This window comes from Chloroflexota bacterium (assembly GCA_016875875.1).
Lineage (GTDB): Bacteria > Chloroflexota > Dehalococcoidia > GIF9 > UBA5629 > 9FT-COMBO-48-23.
Map to the genome: position 1 here is coordinate 73,453 of VGOP01000009.1, position 18,329 is coordinate 91,781.

The 18,329-nt window shown below is 47.3% G+C and carries 17 protein-coding genes; 5 read left to right on the top strand and 12 right to left on the bottom strand.

The features are described 5' to 3' along the window. Genes sppA through alaS form a run of 4 tightly spaced genes read right to left on the bottom strand, consistent with a single transcriptional unit; the run spans position 1 to position 4,877 of the window. The gene (sppA, locus tag FJ023_07720) at positions 1–912 is read right to left on the bottom strand and encodes a signal peptide peptidase SppA (GenBank protein ID MBM4447218.1); all 912 of its coding nucleotides are present in this window, start codon (positions 910–912) and stop codon (positions 1–3) included. 3 nt (positions 913–915) lie between these two features. After that, entirely contained in the window at positions 916–1,800 is an 885-nt protein-coding gene (gene aroE / locus FJ023_07725) for a shikimate dehydrogenase (protein ID MBM4447219.1), read from the bottom strand. Then, positions 1,788–2,210 carry a Holliday junction resolvase RuvX gene (gene ruvX / locus FJ023_07730; GenBank protein MBM4447220.1) on the bottom strand — a complete coding sequence of 141 codons (423 nt, stop codon included), beginning with the start codon at positions 2,208–2,210 and terminating at the stop codon, positions 1,788–1,790. Before ruvX ends, aroE begins: the two co-directional genes overlap by 13 nt. Positions 2,211–2,216: 6 nt before the next feature. Then, the gene (gene alaS, locus FJ023_07735) at positions 2,217–4,877 is read right to left on the bottom strand and encodes an alanine--tRNA ligase (protein ID MBM4447221.1); all 2,661 of its coding nucleotides are present in this window, start codon (positions 4,875–4,877) and stop codon (positions 2,217–2,219) included. A gap of 131 nt (positions 4,878–5,008) precedes the next feature. On the opposite strand from alaS, the gene FJ023_07740 reads away from it, so the two are divergent. The 5 genes from FJ023_07740 to FJ023_07760 all read left to right on the top strand — a co-directional run bounded on the left by FJ023_07740 (position 5,009) and on the right by FJ023_07760 (position 9,731). Further along, complete coding sequence (locus tag FJ023_07740; GenBank protein ID MBM4447222.1) at positions 5,009–5,383, top strand: zinc ribbon domain-containing protein; 375 nt, start codon at positions 5,009–5,011, stop codon at positions 5,381–5,383. Beyond that, positions 5,361–5,759 (top strand): hypothetical protein, encoded by a 399-nt coding sequence (locus FJ023_07745; GenBank protein MBM4447223.1) that lies wholly within the window; start codon positions 5,361–5,363, stop codon positions 5,757–5,759. Before FJ023_07740 ends, FJ023_07745 begins: the two co-directional genes overlap by 23 nt. Further along, the gene (locus tag FJ023_07750) at positions 5,722–6,804 is read left to right on the top strand and encodes a thiamine phosphate synthase (GenBank protein MBM4447224.1); all 1,083 of its coding nucleotides are present in this window, start codon (positions 5,722–5,724) and stop codon (positions 6,802–6,804) included. Before FJ023_07745 ends, FJ023_07750 begins: the two co-directional genes overlap by 38 nt. Further along, positions 6,779–7,408 carry a haloacid dehalogenase gene (locus FJ023_07755; protein MBM4447225.1) on the top strand — a complete coding sequence of 210 codons (630 nt, stop codon included), beginning with the start codon at positions 6,779–6,781 and terminating at the stop codon, positions 7,406–7,408. The genes FJ023_07750 and FJ023_07755 overlap by 26 nt, the downstream gene beginning before the upstream one ends. A gap of 190 nt (positions 7,409–7,598) precedes the next feature. After that, positions 7,599–9,731: a sodium-translocating pyrophosphatase gene (locus FJ023_07760; GenBank protein MBM4447226.1), complete on the top strand. Its 2,133-nt coding sequence runs from the start codon at positions 7,599–7,601 to the stop codon at positions 9,729–9,731. 47 nt (positions 9,732–9,778) lie between these two features. On the opposite strand, the gene FJ023_07765 is transcribed toward FJ023_07760, so the two are convergent. From FJ023_07765 to FJ023_07800, 8 genes are all read right to left on the bottom strand, one after another. Further along, positions 9,779–10,402 carry an MBL fold metallo-hydrolase gene (locus FJ023_07765; protein ID MBM4447227.1) on the bottom strand — a complete coding sequence of 208 codons (624 nt, stop codon included), beginning with the start codon at positions 10,400–10,402 and terminating at the stop codon, positions 9,779–9,781. A gap of 57 nt (positions 10,403–10,459) precedes the next feature. Then, positions 10,460–11,410: an ABC transporter gene (locus FJ023_07770; GenBank protein MBM4447228.1), complete on the bottom strand. Its 951-nt coding sequence runs from the start codon at positions 11,408–11,410 to the stop codon at positions 10,460–10,462. 7 nt (positions 11,411–11,417) lie between these two features. Beyond that, a complete protein-coding gene (locus tag FJ023_07775) occupies positions 11,418–12,353 on the bottom strand; it encodes an ABC transporter ATP-binding protein (protein ID MBM4447229.1) in 936 nt (311 codons plus the stop codon). A 7-nt stretch (positions 12,354–12,360) separates the two neighbouring features. Further along, on the bottom strand, positions 12,361–13,290 hold the full coding sequence (locus FJ023_07780; protein MBM4447230.1) for a hypothetical protein: 930 nt from the start codon (positions 13,288–13,290) through the stop codon (positions 12,361–12,363). A 136-nt stretch (positions 13,291–13,426) separates the two neighbouring features. After that, positions 13,427–14,683, bottom strand: a complete 1,257-nt coding sequence (locus FJ023_07785) for an MFS transporter (protein MBM4447231.1) — start codon at positions 14,681–14,683, stop codon at positions 13,427–13,429. Positions 14,684–14,874: 191 nt separating this feature from the next. After that, positions 14,875–16,428 (bottom strand): AMP-binding protein, encoded by a 1,554-nt coding sequence (locus tag FJ023_07790; GenBank protein ID MBM4447232.1) that lies wholly within the window; start codon positions 16,426–16,428, stop codon positions 14,875–14,877. Between the two features lie 14 nt (positions 16,429–16,442). Then, the gene (locus FJ023_07795; protein ID MBM4447233.1) at positions 16,443–17,747 is read right to left on the bottom strand and encodes a TRAP transporter large permease; all 1,305 of its coding nucleotides are present in this window, start codon (positions 17,745–17,747) and stop codon (positions 16,443–16,445) included. Next, positions 17,744–18,229, bottom strand: coding sequence for a TRAP transporter small permease (locus tag FJ023_07800; GenBank protein ID MBM4447234.1), 486 nt, complete (start codon positions 18,227–18,229; stop codon positions 17,744–17,746). The genes FJ023_07795 and FJ023_07800 overlap by 4 nt, the downstream gene beginning before the upstream one ends. Between the last annotated feature and the right edge of the window lie 100 nt (positions 18,230–18,329).

An 18,329-nucleotide genomic window follows, 5' to 3' on the forward strand; every position in this document is an offset into this window, starting at 1 on the left:
TTATCGATATTCCGGCTGAGGGTAGGGATTGCTCAGTGTTTCCAGAAGGATAATACCTTCAGCCCCCAATGATTGCACCTGAATGACGTTGTGCAGCTTTTGCAAGCCCATCCCCAGCAAAGTATCTAGTAGAGACGGAATTTCAGGCTTGTAATATTCTATCTCTGGCTTCTCGATACCAGCTAAACTAGCAGCCAGGTCTATAGCCTTGTTTAGACCACCCAATTCATCGACGAGGCCCAGTTCCTTAGCCTGTACGCCTGTATAAAGTTGTCCCGTGGCCAATTCTCTGACTTTCTCCTCACTCAAATCTCTACCCTCAACCACGACTTGAACGAACTGGTCATAGATCTGGTCAGTTATTTCCTGCGTAATTATTTTTTCTTCCGGAGTTAGCTCTCTAAGCCCGGCATACATATCCTTATGTTTACCACCTGTGAAAACCTCTGTCTCTATCCCAAGCTTATCAAACAGTCCTTTGAGATTAGGGATTTCTAGGATGACCCCGATGCTGCCGGTTAAAGTACCAGGCAAAGCCACGATTTTGTCAGCTTTTGCCGAGATGTAGTAACCGCCGGAAGCAACCACATCGCCCATGCTAACCACGATTGGTTTTTTTACCAGCTCAAGCTGGTTCAAAATTTCCTGAGAGGCAGCTGCGCTACCGCCCGGGCTTTCCACTTGAAGAACAATCGCTTTTACGGTTATGTCGTTTTTGGCTTTTTCCAGCTGTTCTCGAACAAATTTCGGACTGATAACATTGCCGCCAAATAACAGCCCGGAGCCCTGCGACTGTATCGGCCCGCTAAGCGAGATTACTGCTACTTTATTTTCCACGATTCCGCAAGAGACCGACATTGCACATAAGACCAATAAAGTAATTGTGCAGACTATTATTGTAACTCTCTTCACGTTTTAACCTCCTATTCTAAGCAGGGCTTGCTTGGCTGCTGAAAGCATTATGTCAAGTGGTGCCTCCCTACCCGTCCATAGCTTAAATGAGTCAGCTCCTTGATAAACTAGCATAGGCAAGCCACCGATAGTATTGGCACCAGCTTCCCTGGCCATTCTCAGTAAAGGTGCCTCTGGAGGATTATACACCAAGTCGTAGACCAGAGCATCTTTGGGGATTAGGCCTGATGCCAAAGGCGATTGTCCTTCTTCAGAAGAATGCTTCATCCCGAGGGTAGTACAATTGACTATCAGATGAGCGTGCTTGACTGCTTCTGCAAGCTTTGAGCTTTGCCATGGCATAGCAGCTATCTCTGTGCTCATCTTGTTGTCAGCAGCATGTTTGACCATAGAGCCTGCTAGGCTTTCGGCCTTTGCCAGAGTGCGGTTTGCAATAGTCAAAGAGCTTACCTTTTCTTGAAGAAGAGCAAGGCTTACAGCACGGGCAGCCCCACCCGCCCCGAGAATTACCACTCGCTTGTTTTTAGGTTCAAACCTGGCATCATCACGTAAGGCTTTGAGGAAGCCAGGCGCATCAGTATTGAAACCTATGAGCCTGCCATCACGATTGACTACTGTGTTCACAGCGCCAACCAGGCTGGCGAGGTCGTCAATCTCGTCTATGAGATGTAAGATTGTCTCTTTATAAGGTACGGTTATGTTCGCTCCTAGATTTTGAGACTGCTTCAGCTTAGTTATTGTGGACGGTAAATCCTCGGGTTTTGTCTCCCAGGCTTCGTAGTGTATGTCGAGTTTATAGTAGTCCAAAGCCGCCTGTTGAAAATCGGGAGATACCGAGTGCTTCAGTGGGTAACCGATAACGCTGATTAACTGTGTCACTGGTCGCAGACCTTCAGGCTATCCAGATATCCCTGCAGGATGAAGGCTGCTGCTGCTGCATCCCGTGATGCCTTTCTCCCAGCCCTCTTATTACCAGCCTCTCTTAGCAAGCGTTCCACAGCCACAGTGGATAGCCGCTCGTCCCAAATTTCAATTTTGGCACTGGTACCTTTGGAAAGCTCTTCAACGAAATCCATCACCTTGCTAGCCTGTTCACCAATACTGCCATCTAGAGAATAAGGCAGACCAACCACAATTCGTTTCACATCGTGTTGGTCAACGAGTTGGATGATAGCATCTATAGCGTTTTGCTCATCCTCTCTGGTGATGGTAACCAGCGGACTGGCTAAAATCTCTCCAGGGTCACTGATGGCAACCCCTATTCTCCGGTCTCCAACGTCTAATCCTAGAATACGCATTTCGAGTTATCGGCCAGTTTTCTGGATCAACTGTTTCACCAGCTCGAGAGCTTCGTTGAGTTTGCTTTTATCCTTGCCGCCAGCCTGTGCCATGTCTGCCTTACCACCACCGCTACCACCGGTGACTGCGGCAACTTGTTTCACGATATCACCGGCATGTAAACCTCTTTTCACCAAATCCGGGGTGACCATAGCCACAAAGCCAGGTTTACCATCGTGAACCGTCCCCAAAACCACAACAGCACTCTTCAACCGGTCTTTCAATAAATCTCCCATTTCCCTCAAGACTGCTAACGAAGTGGATGGTACCTTAGCTGTCAGGACTGTTATGCCATTCACTTTCTCAGTTTTACCTATCAAGGATTCAACTGTATAGCGGGATAGCTCTTTTTCCAAGGAAGTAGAGTGTTTGCGCTCTGAAGCCAGCTCAGCAAGCAGAGCTTTCACCTTATCTACAACTTCTGTCGGTGAACTTCTGAGCTCCTCAGCCGCAGCCTCCAATGCTTCAAGTCGCTGTCGTAGAAAAGCTTCAGCACTTCTTCCGGTGACAGCTTCGATTCGGCGTAAACCAGTGCCGATGCTGCTTTCGCCGGTTATAATGAAGGCTCCGATTTCTGCGGTTGATTTGACGTGTGTACCACCACAAAGCTCGGCACTTATCAGTGGCTCGCCTATTTCCAGCACCCTTACGGTATCCCCATACTTCTCCTCGAAAAGAGCAATAGCACCCTCATCCATGGCCTGCTTATATGGGATAACCTTGCTTTTCACCGGCAAGTTCTCTCGTATCATTTCATTGACGATGTGCTGGATTTCATCAAGCTGCTGTTTGCTGATGGTGGTCAAGTGGGAAAAATCAAACCGGAACCCTTCAGGGTGTACCAAAGACCCCCTCTGATGAACATGACTACCTAACACTTGGCGCAAGGCGGCCTGAAGCAGATGTGTCGCTGTATGATTTCGGGCGATATCGAGGCGACGGCTTTTGTCTACCTTGGCTTCAACGATATCGCCAACCGAGATAGCACCTTTAAAAACTTGCCCAATATGAACGATGGCACCTTCAGCCAGGCTACCATATGGAGACCAAACTGTATCGGTAACATCGATTCGACTGGAATCGGCGGTTATTATGCCAGTGTCTCCCACCTGTCCTCCCATCTCACCATAGAAAGGCGTTTCCTCAAGGACAACAGCAACCTTCTGAGCCTTACCGGTAGACTTTACAGAGCTACCAGAAACTTGGTCTAAAATGCAGCTAACCTTAGTATTAGCCTTAAGTTTGTCATAGCCAACGAAGCTGGTGGGTTTAGGCTTGATTTCTGCTTCGGCATTCAAACTCGTATTACCACTCAGGGCAGTGCTAAACTTGTGGCCAGCTCTGGCTCTCTCCCGTTGCTTCTCCATCTCAACCTCGAAGCCTTCGAGGTCAACATCTAATCCCTTCTCCCGCGCAATTTCAGTAGTTAATTCTAGAGGAAAGCCATAAGTATCCCAAAACCTGAAGGCTTCTTCACCTGCAATACTGTTTCGCCCCTGCATCAGAGCTTCATCAACAGCTTTGTCGACAAGATTAATTCCAGCATCTAAGGTGCTGGTGAATTTATCCTCCTCTAGTTTAACTACTTCCTGTATCAGATTTTGGTTTTTCACCAGCTCGGGATATACGTGCCCCATCTTGGCAATAACTGTTTCGGCTATTTGGCTAAGGAAAGGCTCTTCTGCGCCCAGTTTCCTGAGGAAAAAGCAGACTCGACGCAATACCCGACGCAGAACATATCCTCTGCCCTCATTGGATGGCAGAACACCGTCAGCAATTAGAAAAGTGATGCCTCGACTGTGCTCAGCTATAATCCTGACGGAATGGTCGGCAACCTCATCCTTGCCGTGCTTTATGCCTGTTAAGCCGCATATCTTGTCTCGTAAAGGGATAAAGAGGTCTGTATCATAGACTGAAGACACGCTTTGCATCACAGCGGCAACTCTTTCCAGCCCCATGCCAGTATCGATGTTTGGCTTTGGCAGAGGTGTGCGCTTTCCGCCGCGGTCTTGGTTATATTGGGTAAAAACCAAATTCCATATTTCAGAAAAGCGACCACAGTCGCAGCCGGGACCGCAGTCAGGCTTGCCACAGCCGGCTTCTTTGCCGAAATCGTAGTGTATCTCGCTGCATGGTCCACAGGGCCCTGAATCACCGGCCGGTCCCCAGAAATTATCCTCTTCGCCAAGCCGTATTATTCTGCTCTCAGGAAAGCCAATTCCTTGCCAACAGTTAAATGCATCATCATCATCTAAATAGATGGTTATCCATAATCGCTCAGGCATTAGCTTTAGACGCTCGGTGACAAATTCCCATGCCCAGGCAATAGCCTCCTTCTTAAAGTAGTCGCCCACGCTGAAATTACCAAGCATCTCAAAGAAAGTCAGGTGTTTAGAATCGCCTACTGAATTGATATCCGTCGTGCGGAAGCACTTCTGGCATGAGGCTAGGCGTGTACTTGGTGGCATAGCTAACCCCAGGAAATAAGGCTTTATTTGCACCATACCTGCAGTTGTTAGTAATAAGGTGGGATCACCGTGAGGTACTAAAGGTGAACTGGGGATTATTTTGTGCTCTTTTTGCTCGAAAAAGCGCAGAAAGGCTTCTCTTATCTGATCACTGTTCACTAGTTATCACCTATGTGGATTTTAATGAAGTAGCGCTCAAGTGTCAATCTGTCTATTGGTGAGGATGATGTTTTTGTTTCTATGTTTTTCTCAGTTGTGCTAAAATTCAGATATATCAAGGAGTTGATACAATGCCACTTTACGAATACTGGTGCCGTCAATGCAAACGTAAGGTAACGTTATATTCGCCGACCGTTTCTCAGGCTTCACCTTCTTGCCCGCAATGTGGTAATGACACGTTACGCCGCCTATTCTCCACTTTCTCAGTGCGTAGCAAAACATACAAGGATATGTATGAGGATATACTCTCTGATTCGCAGATGACCCGAGGGATGTTAGCCGACGACCCTAGAGCTTTGGCTGAATGGAACAAGCGAATGAGTCAGGGTGAGGAGGTCGCCCCGGAATACGAAGAGATGATTGAGAGGATGGAAAAGGGAGAAATGCCTGCTGAGTCAGCCAGCACAGGCACTAGCGGGCCTCATGAAGAAGCTGAGCAGGTTTAATTCCATGCCCGTTTACGAGTTTTATTGTCCCGAATGCCGTAAAAAAAGCAGTTTTCTAGTAAGGAGTCTCTCTTCTTTTGAGCCTAAGTGCTCAATCTGCGGCAGTCCTGATGTATCTCGTGTTATCTCCACCTTTGCTTATCATAAATCACTCAAGACCATACATGAAGAGAGTGGCGAGCCTAGTATGTTTTCAGGTCCGGACTACTACAAAGACCCGCGCAATATAGGCAGATGGGCAGAGAGAAAGTTCCAGGACATGGGTATGGAAATGCCCAGCGAAATTCAGCAGGAAATTCAGGCTGCTAGAGAAGGTGAATTACCTGAATCTGTAAAGGATTTACAAAGTGCCTCGCCAGACGCTGCGTATTCTTGATGCCAATTGCAACCGCATCGGTGAAGGATTGCGCTTTCTCGAAGATGTTGCTCGCTTTCTGCTTAATGATGCTGCCGTTAGCCATCAATTGAAGACGATGCGCCATAACCTGGTTAAGAGCCTAAATAAATTTGGCACAGCCATGCTTTCGGAGAGAGACGCAGCTGCAGATGTAGGATTCGGTACCCAGATTAGCCAGCATCAGGATTTGCCTTCTCTTGCCAGGGCTAACGCCAAAAGGGTAGAAGAAGCATTACGGGTTGTAGAGGAGCTAGCCAAACTCTCAGACTTGAGTGCAACCTTGCGCTCAAAGGACTTCGAGCAAGCACGGTTTAATCTCTATACACTGGAGAAAGAGCTATTGTCCAGATTAGTGCGCCGGCAGAAGATAAAAGAACTAACCGGTCTCTACGTCATTATCGATACCCAAATATTAGAGTTAAAAGACGTGATTGATGCAGCCCGCAAAGCTATCCGTGGTGGAGCTAAAGTTATTCAGCTGCGCGACAAACAGCATGGCAAAGGCGAGCTGTTAGTTATAGCTCAACAACTGAAAGATTTATGTTGTAAATCCAGCACCCTTTTTATAGTTAATGACTATCTTGATATAGTCCTAGCATCTGAGGCAGATGGGATACACATTGGATATGATGACCTCCCCTTATCTGCGGTCAGAAAGGAATTACCCATTGACAAGATCGTCGGCTTGTCGACACATACTTTGGTTCAAGCGCAGGACGCAGAAGTCGAAGGAGCGGATTATATTGCCGTAGGCTCCATATTCCCTTCGCCGACAAAAGTACATGCTATGGTGGTTGGGCTGGAGTACTTGCGCCAAGTCAGAAAGGCGGTGTCTATACCAATAGTTGCTATCGGCGGTATTAACAAAGAAAACATTGGAGAGGTCATGGCTACTGGGGCTGATTCAGCAGCGGTTATCAGTGCTGTCCTGACTCAAAAGGATATAGAATCAGCAACACGCCAGTTGGTGAAAGAAATTGAAAAAAAACCAAAGAGCCATAAAGAATCTAGAAACCATCGCTGAGGAAATTCGCCTCTATTTCTCCGCTAAAGATGCAGCCCGAGAGAAGGCGTTACGTCTAAGCCGTGAGGTAATTCGCTACAGCGCCAATGCTATTCGTGCTGTCCATCGTCAGGAGAAAGTGATCGCAGAACAACTTTTAAGCTCAGCGCGTGCATTACTCGAAGAGTTAGTTAACGATGTGCTTCAGAACAATGACGAATTTGCACACGCCGGATTTGTGCACGATGCTCAGAAGGAATTCGCTGAGGCCAGTACAACTTTAGCCATAGTTGATGGTAAGTCGCTTCCTGAGCCGGAAGCATTGAGGATCAGCTATCCAGCGTACTTAAACGGCCTGGGAGAAGCGGTCGGTGAACTGCGGCGCTATCTTTTAGATAGCTTGAGACGGAATGACCTTTCTCGATGCGAGGAATTGCTAGCCGTAATGGATGACATATATGCTGTCCTCATGACTATGGACTTCCCCGAGGGTGTCACTTATGGTTTGAGGCGAACAAGTGATGCCGTGCGTGGCATTTTGGAGAGAACCCGTGGCGACCTGACGCTGGTTCTGAGACAAAAAGAACTGGAAGATAAGTTAGAGCAAATTCCGAAAAAAAGGTGACTTGATAAAGGCAGGAGATCCTCTTGCCTAGTAGGTCTGCTATCCCGCATACGTCTGTACTAAAGTACAATTTTATATTTCCAATGATGGATAACCTTGACTCTGCTAGCCAAAGACGATAGAATCTGACACTTGGTGGTTATTCGCAAATCAGATGGCGAAAACCAAATCTCAATCATAAGGAGGTAAAATGCCTGGTATTTTCTGGCTTGTTCCTGTTGCTGGGTTGGTAACGGTGATTTTTGCCATACTCCTGGCAAGAAACGTGCTACGCCGTGACGCTGGAACGCCAAAGATGAAGGAAATCGGTGACATGATTTTTGAAGGCGCTTGGGCGTTCTTAAAACGGCAGTATAGTACCATCGGGATACTGTCGCTGGTGGTGGCAGTTATCATCGGCGTTCTTGTGGCCCTACTGGGTGGAGAGAAGGGTATTGAAGGGATGACTGCTTTCGGAATTGGCTGGCGAACAGCAGTTGCCTTCCTAGTAGGTGCTTTCTGTTCAGGGATTTCAGGTTTTATCGGCATGTATATTGCAGTTAAGTCCAACGTTCGCTGCGCTGCTGGAGCCCAAAAGAGCCTGACTGAAGCAGTTACCATCGCCCTCAGAGGTGGAGCTGTTTCTGGATTTCTCATTACCGCTCTTAGCTTAATTGGAGTTACCGCTATCTTCTTTGCCTTCGGCGGAGGCAGCAAACCTGAAATCGCTCCTCACCTAATCGTGGGTTTTGGGTTCGGCGCTAGTTTTGTTGCTTTATTTGCTCAGCTCGGCGGTGGAATTTACACCAAAGCTGCTGACATGGGCGCTGACCTGGTGGGTAAAGTAGAAGCTGGTATTCCTGAGGATGACCCGCGTAATGCTGCGGTTATTGCCGACTTAGTCGGTGACAACGTTGGTGATTGTGCTGGCCGTGGTGCCGACTTGTTCGAATCTACAGCTGCTGAAAACATCGGCGCTATGATTCTTGGGGTAATTGCCTATCTTGCCACTGGTAATATAGCCTGGATTCTCTTCCCTCTCGTCGTTCGTGCTTTTGGTCTGATCGCCAGCATGATAGGAGTATTGATTGTCCGCGCCAAGGAAGAAGAGAACGCCATGAATGCGTTGAACCGCGGATATTTTGTTGCTATCGCCTTATCAATTATCGGCATGGCTGTAACCATACACTTTATGCTAGGCAACTGGTGGCTGTTCGGTGCCGGTGTAGTGGGGATTGTTACTAGCGTTGTCATCGTTTACATTACTCAGTATTACACTGAGTCTCGATACAAACCGGTACAGGAAATCGCCGAAGCCTCAAGAACAGGTCCAGCCACTAACATTGTCGCTGGCACGGCTGTAGGCTTTGAAACCACACTGGCAACAGCCGTAGTGATTGGCCTCGCCCTTTTGCTGTCTTACTGGATGGGTAATATAAGTGGAGTCCAAGGTGGCGGTGCTTTCGGCACTGCTGTGGCTACCATGGGCATGCTGATGACCTGCCCGTATGTGCTGTCAATGGATACCTTTGGGCCTATAACTGACAATGCTAATGGTATTAACGAGATGGCAGGTGCCGGTAAAGAGGTACGCCGGATTACCGACAGGCTCGATGCTGTGGGCAACACCACAAAAGCCTTAACCAAGGGATATGCCATGGTTTCGGCAGGTTTAGCCGCCTTCTTACTCTTCCAGGCATATCTTAATAGGGTTTCATTCCTCAAGTTCGGTGTTGAGGGCCAGTACAACGTTGTGGACATCGCCAAGATAGAAGTCTTCGTAGGGGCTCTCTTGGCAGTAATGCTGGTTTATCTGTTCAGCTCCTGGGCAATAAAGGCAGTGGGAAAAACCGCAGCCAAGATCATTAAAGAAGTCCGCCGCCAATTTCAGGCTGACCCAGGCATTATGGCTGGTACCTCTCGACCGGATTACGCTAGAGCGGTCGATATTACTGCTCGTGCCGGCTTGAGAGAGATGATACTGCCAGGTCTTTTGCCCGTGCTGGCGCCAGTAGTTGTTGGGCTTATTTTCAAGTGGGCAGGTTACGATGCCGCTATGGTGGTAGCCGCATTACTTATGGTTGGCACCATCGCAGGTATCATGTTGGCCTCATTCATGAACAACGGTGGTGGTGCCTGGGACAATGCCAAGAAGATGATTGAAGACGGGCAGCTCAAAGATGAGAATGGTAACGTGATAGGTAAAGGCACTTTTACTCATGCTGCGGCAGTTGTCGGTGACACCGTTGGTGACCCGTTCAAGGATACTGCTGGGCCTTCACTTCATGTCTTGGTCAAGCTGCTCAGCACCATCACGTTGGTTATGTGTCCGCTGTTCATTTGATGTAGAGAATAGCGAAGACCGTAGAAAGTAATAACCGCAGGGGGCAATCATGTGAGAAAGGGATTGCCCCTTTTTTCTTCGCCGATAGTAGTGGACGGGCCATGCCCCGGATAGACGATGGTCTTATCCGGCAAGGTCATGAGTTTATTTTGAATGCTATCCATTAGCTGTTTATAGCTACAGCCCGGAAAATCAGTCCTGCCTATGCCATAGTTAAAGAGGGAATCACCGCTGAAGACTATTCCATGCCCGTAGAGGCTGATGCCGCCAGGACTATGTCCCGGTGTATGCAAGACAGTGAAGCTTAAATCATCCATATCTATTCTGTCGCCATCTTTTAGCAGTCTGTCTGGTGTGGGTGGTTGACTGAAAGAGCCACCCATCATAGATGAGAGCATTCTAGAAAACATTCCTATGTCTGCTGCCTCGGCCTCGTGGAGGACAAACTTAGCTCCTGTCCTCTCTTTAACAGGCGCAAGTGCACCGGTATGGTCAAAGTGCATGTGGGTAATCACAATCAGAGGAATTGTCAAGCCCAACTCATTGACATTTCTTAGAATCAACTTGGCTTCAGCCCCCGGGTCAATAATTATCCCCCGCTTGCTCGATTCAGAGCCAACGATGTAGCAATTACTGGCAATAGGGCCGACAACAAGAGTCTTCAGAATCATTTTTTACTCAGCACAAGGATGAATAGCCAAAATACGACTTGGACTGGTAGGACTAGATTAGGTTGACCTTATCTCCTCGCGCATAAACTTAATATACGAGCCTGCGAAGCACAGGGCAGTCAATGCTATCAGGCTGGTTAACTGAGGCCAGATGATAAGCAAGCTCTGACCTAAAGGTAAAGGTGTTGGTATCATTCCGCCTGCATATATGCTTATCAACATCAACGTTGAGCTAGGGTTCCCTAGTTCAGGCATCAGTAAAACCTGGACAGTTTCTCCATATAAAGTGCTTGGTGAGATGCGACTGATAGTACGGTAGATTTCGTCGTTCTTGGCTAGCAATTCTAAACTCGAGTTCTGATCAACAGGGACAACAGCACCAGCAATAGCTCCGGCAATCATAGACATGAACAGGAAAAGAAAAATCCACAGGGCCATCGAAGCCAAAACCGAAGTGGCAATACGGTTGAAAAAAACCGAGAAAAGGACAGCCAACGACATCCAGAAAGCGCCATAGATTATACTCACAAATATGAAGGCAAAAAGTCTGAGTATCTCCTCGGCAGTTGGAGGCACACCAATCATGCGCAGTCCCATGCCAGCGACAAGAAGCATTATACTTACCACTAATATTGCTAGGGTGACCAGTCCAGCTAGAAATTTCCCGTTGATTACCGAATCTCGGTAAAGGGGCTGTGATAAAATCCTACTAAGGTTACCGCTGGTTCGCTCACTGTTTATAGCATCAAAACCGAGAGCTATGCCGACTATAGGTATGAAAAGCGAGAGAAAGAACGGGAAGGAAAAGGGCAAGGTCTCACCTGAGACAATGAAAAGCCTCAAAAAGATGAATTCGGTGGTTTCAGTTATGCCGGTTCTAATGGTTTGCGCTGCCACATAGATAGTTGCTATACCGGCCAGGTAAATCAGGAGAGATAAAATGATAAATCGCTTGCTATTAAAGTGGTCAGCTAATTCTTTCCAAAAAACGGCCATTAAGCCCGACATATCTAATCTAAGCCTTACGGAAATACTTCATGTAAATGTCATCCAGACCATACTCTTCAATCTTCATCTGAACCAATAAGCTATCGCTATCAACAACCACCCTGGCAATTTGAGGTCTCAGGTCTTCGTCACAGCTAATAAGCAGCAGGTCGTCAGAGCTTTCCACATTGGTCACACCTTTGATATTCTTTATTGATTTCATCAGCTTGCTTGTAGGCTCCGATACCTGGACTTCTATTCTGAACTTGCCACCACCGATTTTCTCTCTAGCGAGCTGATCTACTGACCCTTCGGCTACGAGATGTCCTTTGGACAGTATTCCCACCCGAGTACAAATTTTCTGTACCTGGTGTAGTTGATGCGAAGACAGAACAATGGTCACCTTCTGTTTAGCCATGTTGGTGATGAGGCTAAGGACCTGTTCAATGCCCTCAGGGTCTATTCCAGCTGTGGGCTCGTCAAAGAAAGCTACTTTAGGGTCTTTAATCATGACTTCGGCGATTCCAAGGCGCTGTTTCATACCGTGGGAGAAAGTACCAACCTTATTCTCAGCCATTTGGGACAGTCCAACCATATTTAGGAGCTCGCTGATTTTCCTTGATGCAACCTCTCGGGACAAGCCATTTAGTGCCGCGGTATAATCCAAGTTCTCCCTTGCGGTCAAATCATCATAGAAACCAACCTTTTCCGGCAGATAGCCGGTAATACGCTTTACCTTGAGCGGCTCTCTGGTAGAGTCGAAACCGCATATTCGAGCTGTGCCAGACGTTGGCTCGGTGAGTCCAAGCAGCATGAGTAATGTTGTAGTCTTTCCGGCGCCGTTGGGGCCAAGGAAGCCAAAAATCTCACCCTCGCCTACACAAAGATTTAATTTATCCACAGCGATAAATTTTCCGTAGGCTTTGACTAAGTCTTTGGTTTCGATAATAGCCTGTTTGCCCACTTTGTCTTTAACGTCTACCCAAGCGCATAAACATGAATGCTAGTCCGGCAATAACCAGAACTACGATGCCGACACCTACCCAACCCCAGATTGTAGGCGTTAGCACGGTTACCCTAAGATCAAAGGCGCCAAATGCATTCTTGGCTTCCGGCTCAGCCGATATGGTAACCATGTAATCGCCTGCTATAGTCTTTTCTGCTGGCTTTATATTAACTTGAATCTCGCGTTTATCGCCTTTTGGGAGTAAATCTATCTTTTCGGGGTTAAAAGTGATACTCCAACCGGAAGGTCCGCCAATTATTTTCGAACTAAAATTGATTTTTGCAAGGTCTGCCGACCCGGTGTTTATTATAGAGATGGGGAAATAGTTATCCTTACCAGTGGTGGCTTTAGTATTCAGCAGTCCACTAGAAGGCTCCACCGCAAGGTCATATTGGGCAGTTACTATAGCTTTAAGCTCAATGCTGGCTTTAAGTTCTCCTGAGCTGGCTCCCACAGTTATGGGGTACTCTCCGGGCTGTGGCACTCGCCAGGCATATGGTCTGGCCATCACTGTAATCGTATCAGGGTATGTTTTCTGAGGGTCGAGGCGAATAGCGGCAATTTCTGTAGTCTCTCCATAGCTTGGCGTAATCGAATAAGTGAAACCGTCAGGACCCTTAGCCTGAAGGTCAAAAATACGTGGCGCTGTACCTCCCGTGTACTGCAAATCAATTTTATATGCGAAATAGGTGCCAGCGTAACTGCTCACTACAGGATATTGGCAAGTGAGCGTTATTTTCTCGGCCCCAGGTGATTTCTGGTTTGGTGATATCGAAGCCGGTTGGCTGCCTGTATCTGGCATTGCCTGAGCGGTTGATTGAATCGACAATCCACCAAATACAGCGAATAGCAAGGCAACGCAAGCTAAATAATAAGTCACTTTGAATCTGCTCATGTTATTACAACCTCCCTTAAAATAAAAGCCCGTCTAAGGACAGTCATTCGATTGCCTAAAGTCCAATCACAAATTAAATACTTTAGCGAAAATATTTTTGACTGTCAAGTTTAGCGGAAGACATAGCAGAATAATTTCATCTGCGCTGGCTTGCATCGTCTCCTGGTTCAACCCTGGTAGTTGCTGCTGGTCTAAGCAAAAGTATTACAGCTATCGAAATGATTGTCAGTCCACAATAGACCAGCCATATTAATCGGTAGCTTCCCGTGTTATCAAACGTGAATCCAGCGAGTGTAGGTCCTATGATACCACCGACTGCTGAAGTGCCCATAATTATGCCGAGAGCCTTACCAAAAGAGCTTCTACCAAAATAATCACTGAGCATAGCCCCTCTGAGCGTTACGCCGCCACCAAGCGCCACTGAGAAGAATATGACAAAAATGAATATGACCGCCCCGGTAGATGCAAACGATAAAGCTATCATTCCCATGCCTGTAAGAAAGTATGTTATAGCCATGAGATACCTCTTGTCGAACATATCGCCGAGCCAGCCAAATCCAAATCTTCCAGTCAGGCTAATCAGGGGAACAGCCGCTGCCACAAGAGCAGCATTTGCCCTTGGAATGCCAATGCTGCTTAGATATGGCATGATATGAATGACAACTGCTGTAAGTATTATCCACCGTATTGCCTCTGCAAGGCTGATGAGCCACAGGGTTCGGCCTTTAATTATATTCGAGAAGCTAGCTTCTACAGCTTCTGACTCTATTGGGTAATCCGGAGCCACTACGGGCATTACACCACCATCAGGGAGATAACCATATTGCTCTGGCTTATCGCGAATAACTAAGGCTAAAGGTATCCCAAAAATCCACATTCCAAATGCGAGGATAATCAGAGTAGTCCGCCAGTCATAAATATTAATGAGCCAAGGGATAAGCGGAACCATGACTCCACCAGCCCCAAAGCCACAGGCTGCAACACCAAGCGCTCTGCTGATATGCCTTTTGAACCAGTTAGCGACTGCTGTGTACAAGACCACGCTGGTACAGCCACCTGCCCCCAAAGAAAGAAGTAGAAATCCCGAGTATAGTGTGATAAGAGACCGGGTCTGGCTGATAAGTATGAGACCAAGGCCGACCGTGATGACGTCAAATAAAACCAGCTTTCTCGAGCCGAAGCGGTCAACCAGGAAGCCTATCATTGGGGCAAGGATTCCCATCTCCAAACCGCGAAGGGAGGCTCCGATTGAGACCTCGGTGTAACTCCAGCCAAACTCCTGCACGATGGGTTCAAAAAAGGCGGTGAAGCCGAAGAATATAATGCCAGCGACATAAAGGGCAATAAAAAAACTGGCAGCTACTATCCACCAACCGTAAAAAACCCCTTTCATTTCAAAACTTCCCAATTCGGGCTAATACAATTGCCAAAAAGACGCACAAACCTTCTGATTCTACCACTTTTGAGGACAAGCACCAAAGCCAATATGCGAGTCATTATTTTGATAGCAGGTGGCACTATAGTCTGTACACAAATTGTGGCTGCTAAAAAGAGCACCTGATGTTGGGCAGAAGTGGCTTGAACTTACTGGCTACCAAACTTCTGTCTGAGTTTCGGTTTTTCTATCTTACCGGTGGGGTTACGCGGTACTTTGTCGAATATAATACGCCTGGGTCTATTGTATTTGGCTAAATTCTGCTCACAGAATACAATTACCTCGGCTTCGGTCAAGGTTTCGCCTGGCTTGGGGGCAATTATGGCTAAAGCTATTTCGCCCAACCTCTCATCTGGAATCCCGATAACGGCCACATCATAGATTTGGGGATGTCGATGGAGAATCTCTTCTACTTCAGCAGGATAGATATTCTCACCACCAGTGATGATTGTGTCTTTCTTTCTATCAACGAGGTAAGTAAAGCCTTCATTGTCCATTCGAGCCATGTCACCTGTATATAGCCAGCCGTTTCTTATCGTTTCTGCTGTTTTTTCTGGGTTTTTGTAATATTCCTTCATAACACCACAGCCTTTGACAATCAACTCACCTACCTCACCCCGGGCTACATCTTCGCCACTATCGTTGACTATGCGAACCTCCCAGTTAAAACCGGCTTTCCCGATAGCTCCAACCTTTCTCTCGTTTTCTATGCCTAGATGGATGCATCCCGGGCCTGAGGCCTCACCTAGACCATAATTAGTGTCATATTGCATGCTGGGGAAATATTTCTTCCAGCGCTGGACCAGGCTTGGAGGCACGGGCTGAGCACCTATATGCATTAGTCGGCAGCAGCTCAGATCGTAATCTTCCTTCCGCAATTCCCCCTTGTCCATTGCTACCAGGATGTCATGAACCCATGGTACCAGCAGCCATACTATTGTCCCCCTCTCTCTTTCAACGGCTTCAAATATATTCCGGGGGTTGATTTCCGTTAGTATGGTAGCTTTCCCGCCTACCAGCAGGCTACCAAACCAGTGCATTTTGGCGCCGGTATGATATAAAGGCGGCAGGAGGACGAAGTTATCCTTGCGCGTTTGGTAATGATGAACCTCCTCAACGATAGCAGCGCAGACCATATTCTTATGAGTTAAGAGTATGGGCTTGGGGTCTCCGGTTGTGCCTGAAGTGAAATAGAGACCACACTCGTCATCGTCGACTAACTCAATTCCCGTCGGCTTAGGTGACGAGCTTCTAATTAAATCCTCCAAGCTGTCCATATTTTCTGATGGGTTGTGACCGGCAATAATATAATGTTGAATCGTGGGTAACTGTAAACGGACGGCTTCTACCCTATCTATAAACTCTTCTCCTAAAATCATGGCTTTAGCTTCGGCTATATCCGCACAATATTTAAGGTCTCTGCTGGTGAACCTGAAATTGAGTGGGATTGCCCATGCCCCGGTTCTTATAATGCCAAAATAGGTTTCAAGCCATTTAATTGAGTTCATCATCCAGTGTATTACCTTGTGATCCTTGCCAATACCTTTGTCCTTCAGTGCATTGGCAATCCTGTTGGCCCTTTCATCAAACTGTTTCCAAGTTATCTCCCTTCTTATCTTCTGGCTTGGTTTCAATTCAATAAGAGCTATATCATAAGGATACAGTCTGGCATTTTGGGCTAACATATCTGATATAGTGGTCATCTGTTGGCTCATCTTTAATATGTAGTTAAACTAGGCAGGAAAGTGGCAATCTGAGGGAAAAGCATCAATATGCCAACCATAACAAGTTCCGCCAAAAGGAAAGGCCATACCCCTTTGAAAATAGTCTCCAGAGGAACTCCTTTAGCAATTCCCTTGACTACATACACATTTATACCCACTGGCGGTGTGATAACACCCATCTCTACCACCAGAACAATTATCACACCGAACCATATCGGGTCAAAACCAAGTGCAATAACAGCCGGATAAAAGATAGGCACGGTGAGCATTATCATTGCCAGTGAGTCCATGAAACAGCCACCGAGCAGATAAATGAGGACTATCACTGCCAGCACAGCTGCCGGAGGCCAAGGCAGAGCACTCACCCAATCAGCCAGAAAAAGAGGAATCTTCGATACCGCCATAAAATGTCCGAAAACCGTAGCCCCAGCAACGATAACCATTATCATGCAGGTTATGCGCAAAGTATCCTTGACTGCACCGAGAAAGTTCTCCCAGGTGAGTTGCCGTCTAATAAGGCTTATGAGCAAGGCGCCAGCGGCACCGGCACCACCAGCTTGTGTTGGGCTAAACCAGCCGAGGAACAATCCGCTGATGACTAGGAGAAATAAAACCAACATCTCGCCAATACCTGTGACTCCATCCAGTTTCTCCCTCCAACTTGTCGTTGTACCCGCCGGGGCAAGCGAGGGATTAAGCCAGCAAATAAGGTACACAGTAGTCATGAATAGCCCGGCAAGAATGAGCCCCGGGAAAACACCAGCTATAAAAAGCTTACCTATGGATTGCTCGGTCATTATGCCGTAAACAATAAAGATGGTGCTGGGAGGAATAAGTATGCCTAGGCTGCCGGCAGCAGACACAGTCCCTGTTGCCAACGAATCATCATAATGGTACCTCTTCATTTCTGGCAGCGATACCTTTCCCATGGCAGCAGCGCAGGCATTGGTTGAGCCGCAAATGGCAGCGAAGCCAGCGCAACCTGCTATGGTAGCCATTGCCAAGCCACCGCGCAGCCTGCCTAATATCAAATAGCCAGCATCATAGAGTCTCTTACTCATGCCGGCGCCAGAAGCGATGCAACCCATAAAGACAAACATGGGGATAACTGTGAGCGAATAAGAAGAGAAGGTGTAAAAAATGTCCCTGGCAAAAATATCGAACCCAGCCCCGGGGGAAACCAGATAGCTGAAACCGACAACTCCGATAAGGGCCATGGCGAAGCCAACTGGCATACGGAGAACGAAAAATATAATTAAAAGGATAATTCCTATGATACCGATAGTAGCTGGACTCATTTTCCTATCTTTAATACTTCCTTAAGATATTGCAGCAGCAACACCAGAAAGACAACGATACAGGAAAAGGCGATACCATAAACAAAGGGGTAAGTGGGGATACCCAGAGTCATGGAAACCTCCCCGCTGGCCTGCAACGTGTGCCCAAAGTCATAGCTTTGCCAACCGAGTAGTACAAATAACAGCATTCCTAAAGAATAGATAATCCCAGCGATAATATTTCTGGCTTTTTCAGGGATGCGCATCACAAAAAACTCGACTTCAATGTGCCCATGCACAACTTGAGTTTGAGCTACAGCAAAGGCGATTACCACTACACCCAGCAAGCCGACTGTATCAACACTGCCGGGCAGGGGCGACTTGAACAGCTTGGCGCCGATTATGTCAGCCACTATCACTAGTAGCATGAGCACCAGGGCAACCCCGGCAACCCAGTTAAGCCACTTGCTCAAAGAATTTACAATGCGCTCGAATCTCTTCATTTTCCCCTGGTATCAAAGTAAACTATTTTCGGGGACACCGGAAAGTTACCATCCCCACTTTCAGATGCCCCCGAAAGCTAAATTTGCTTTGCCAAACTTT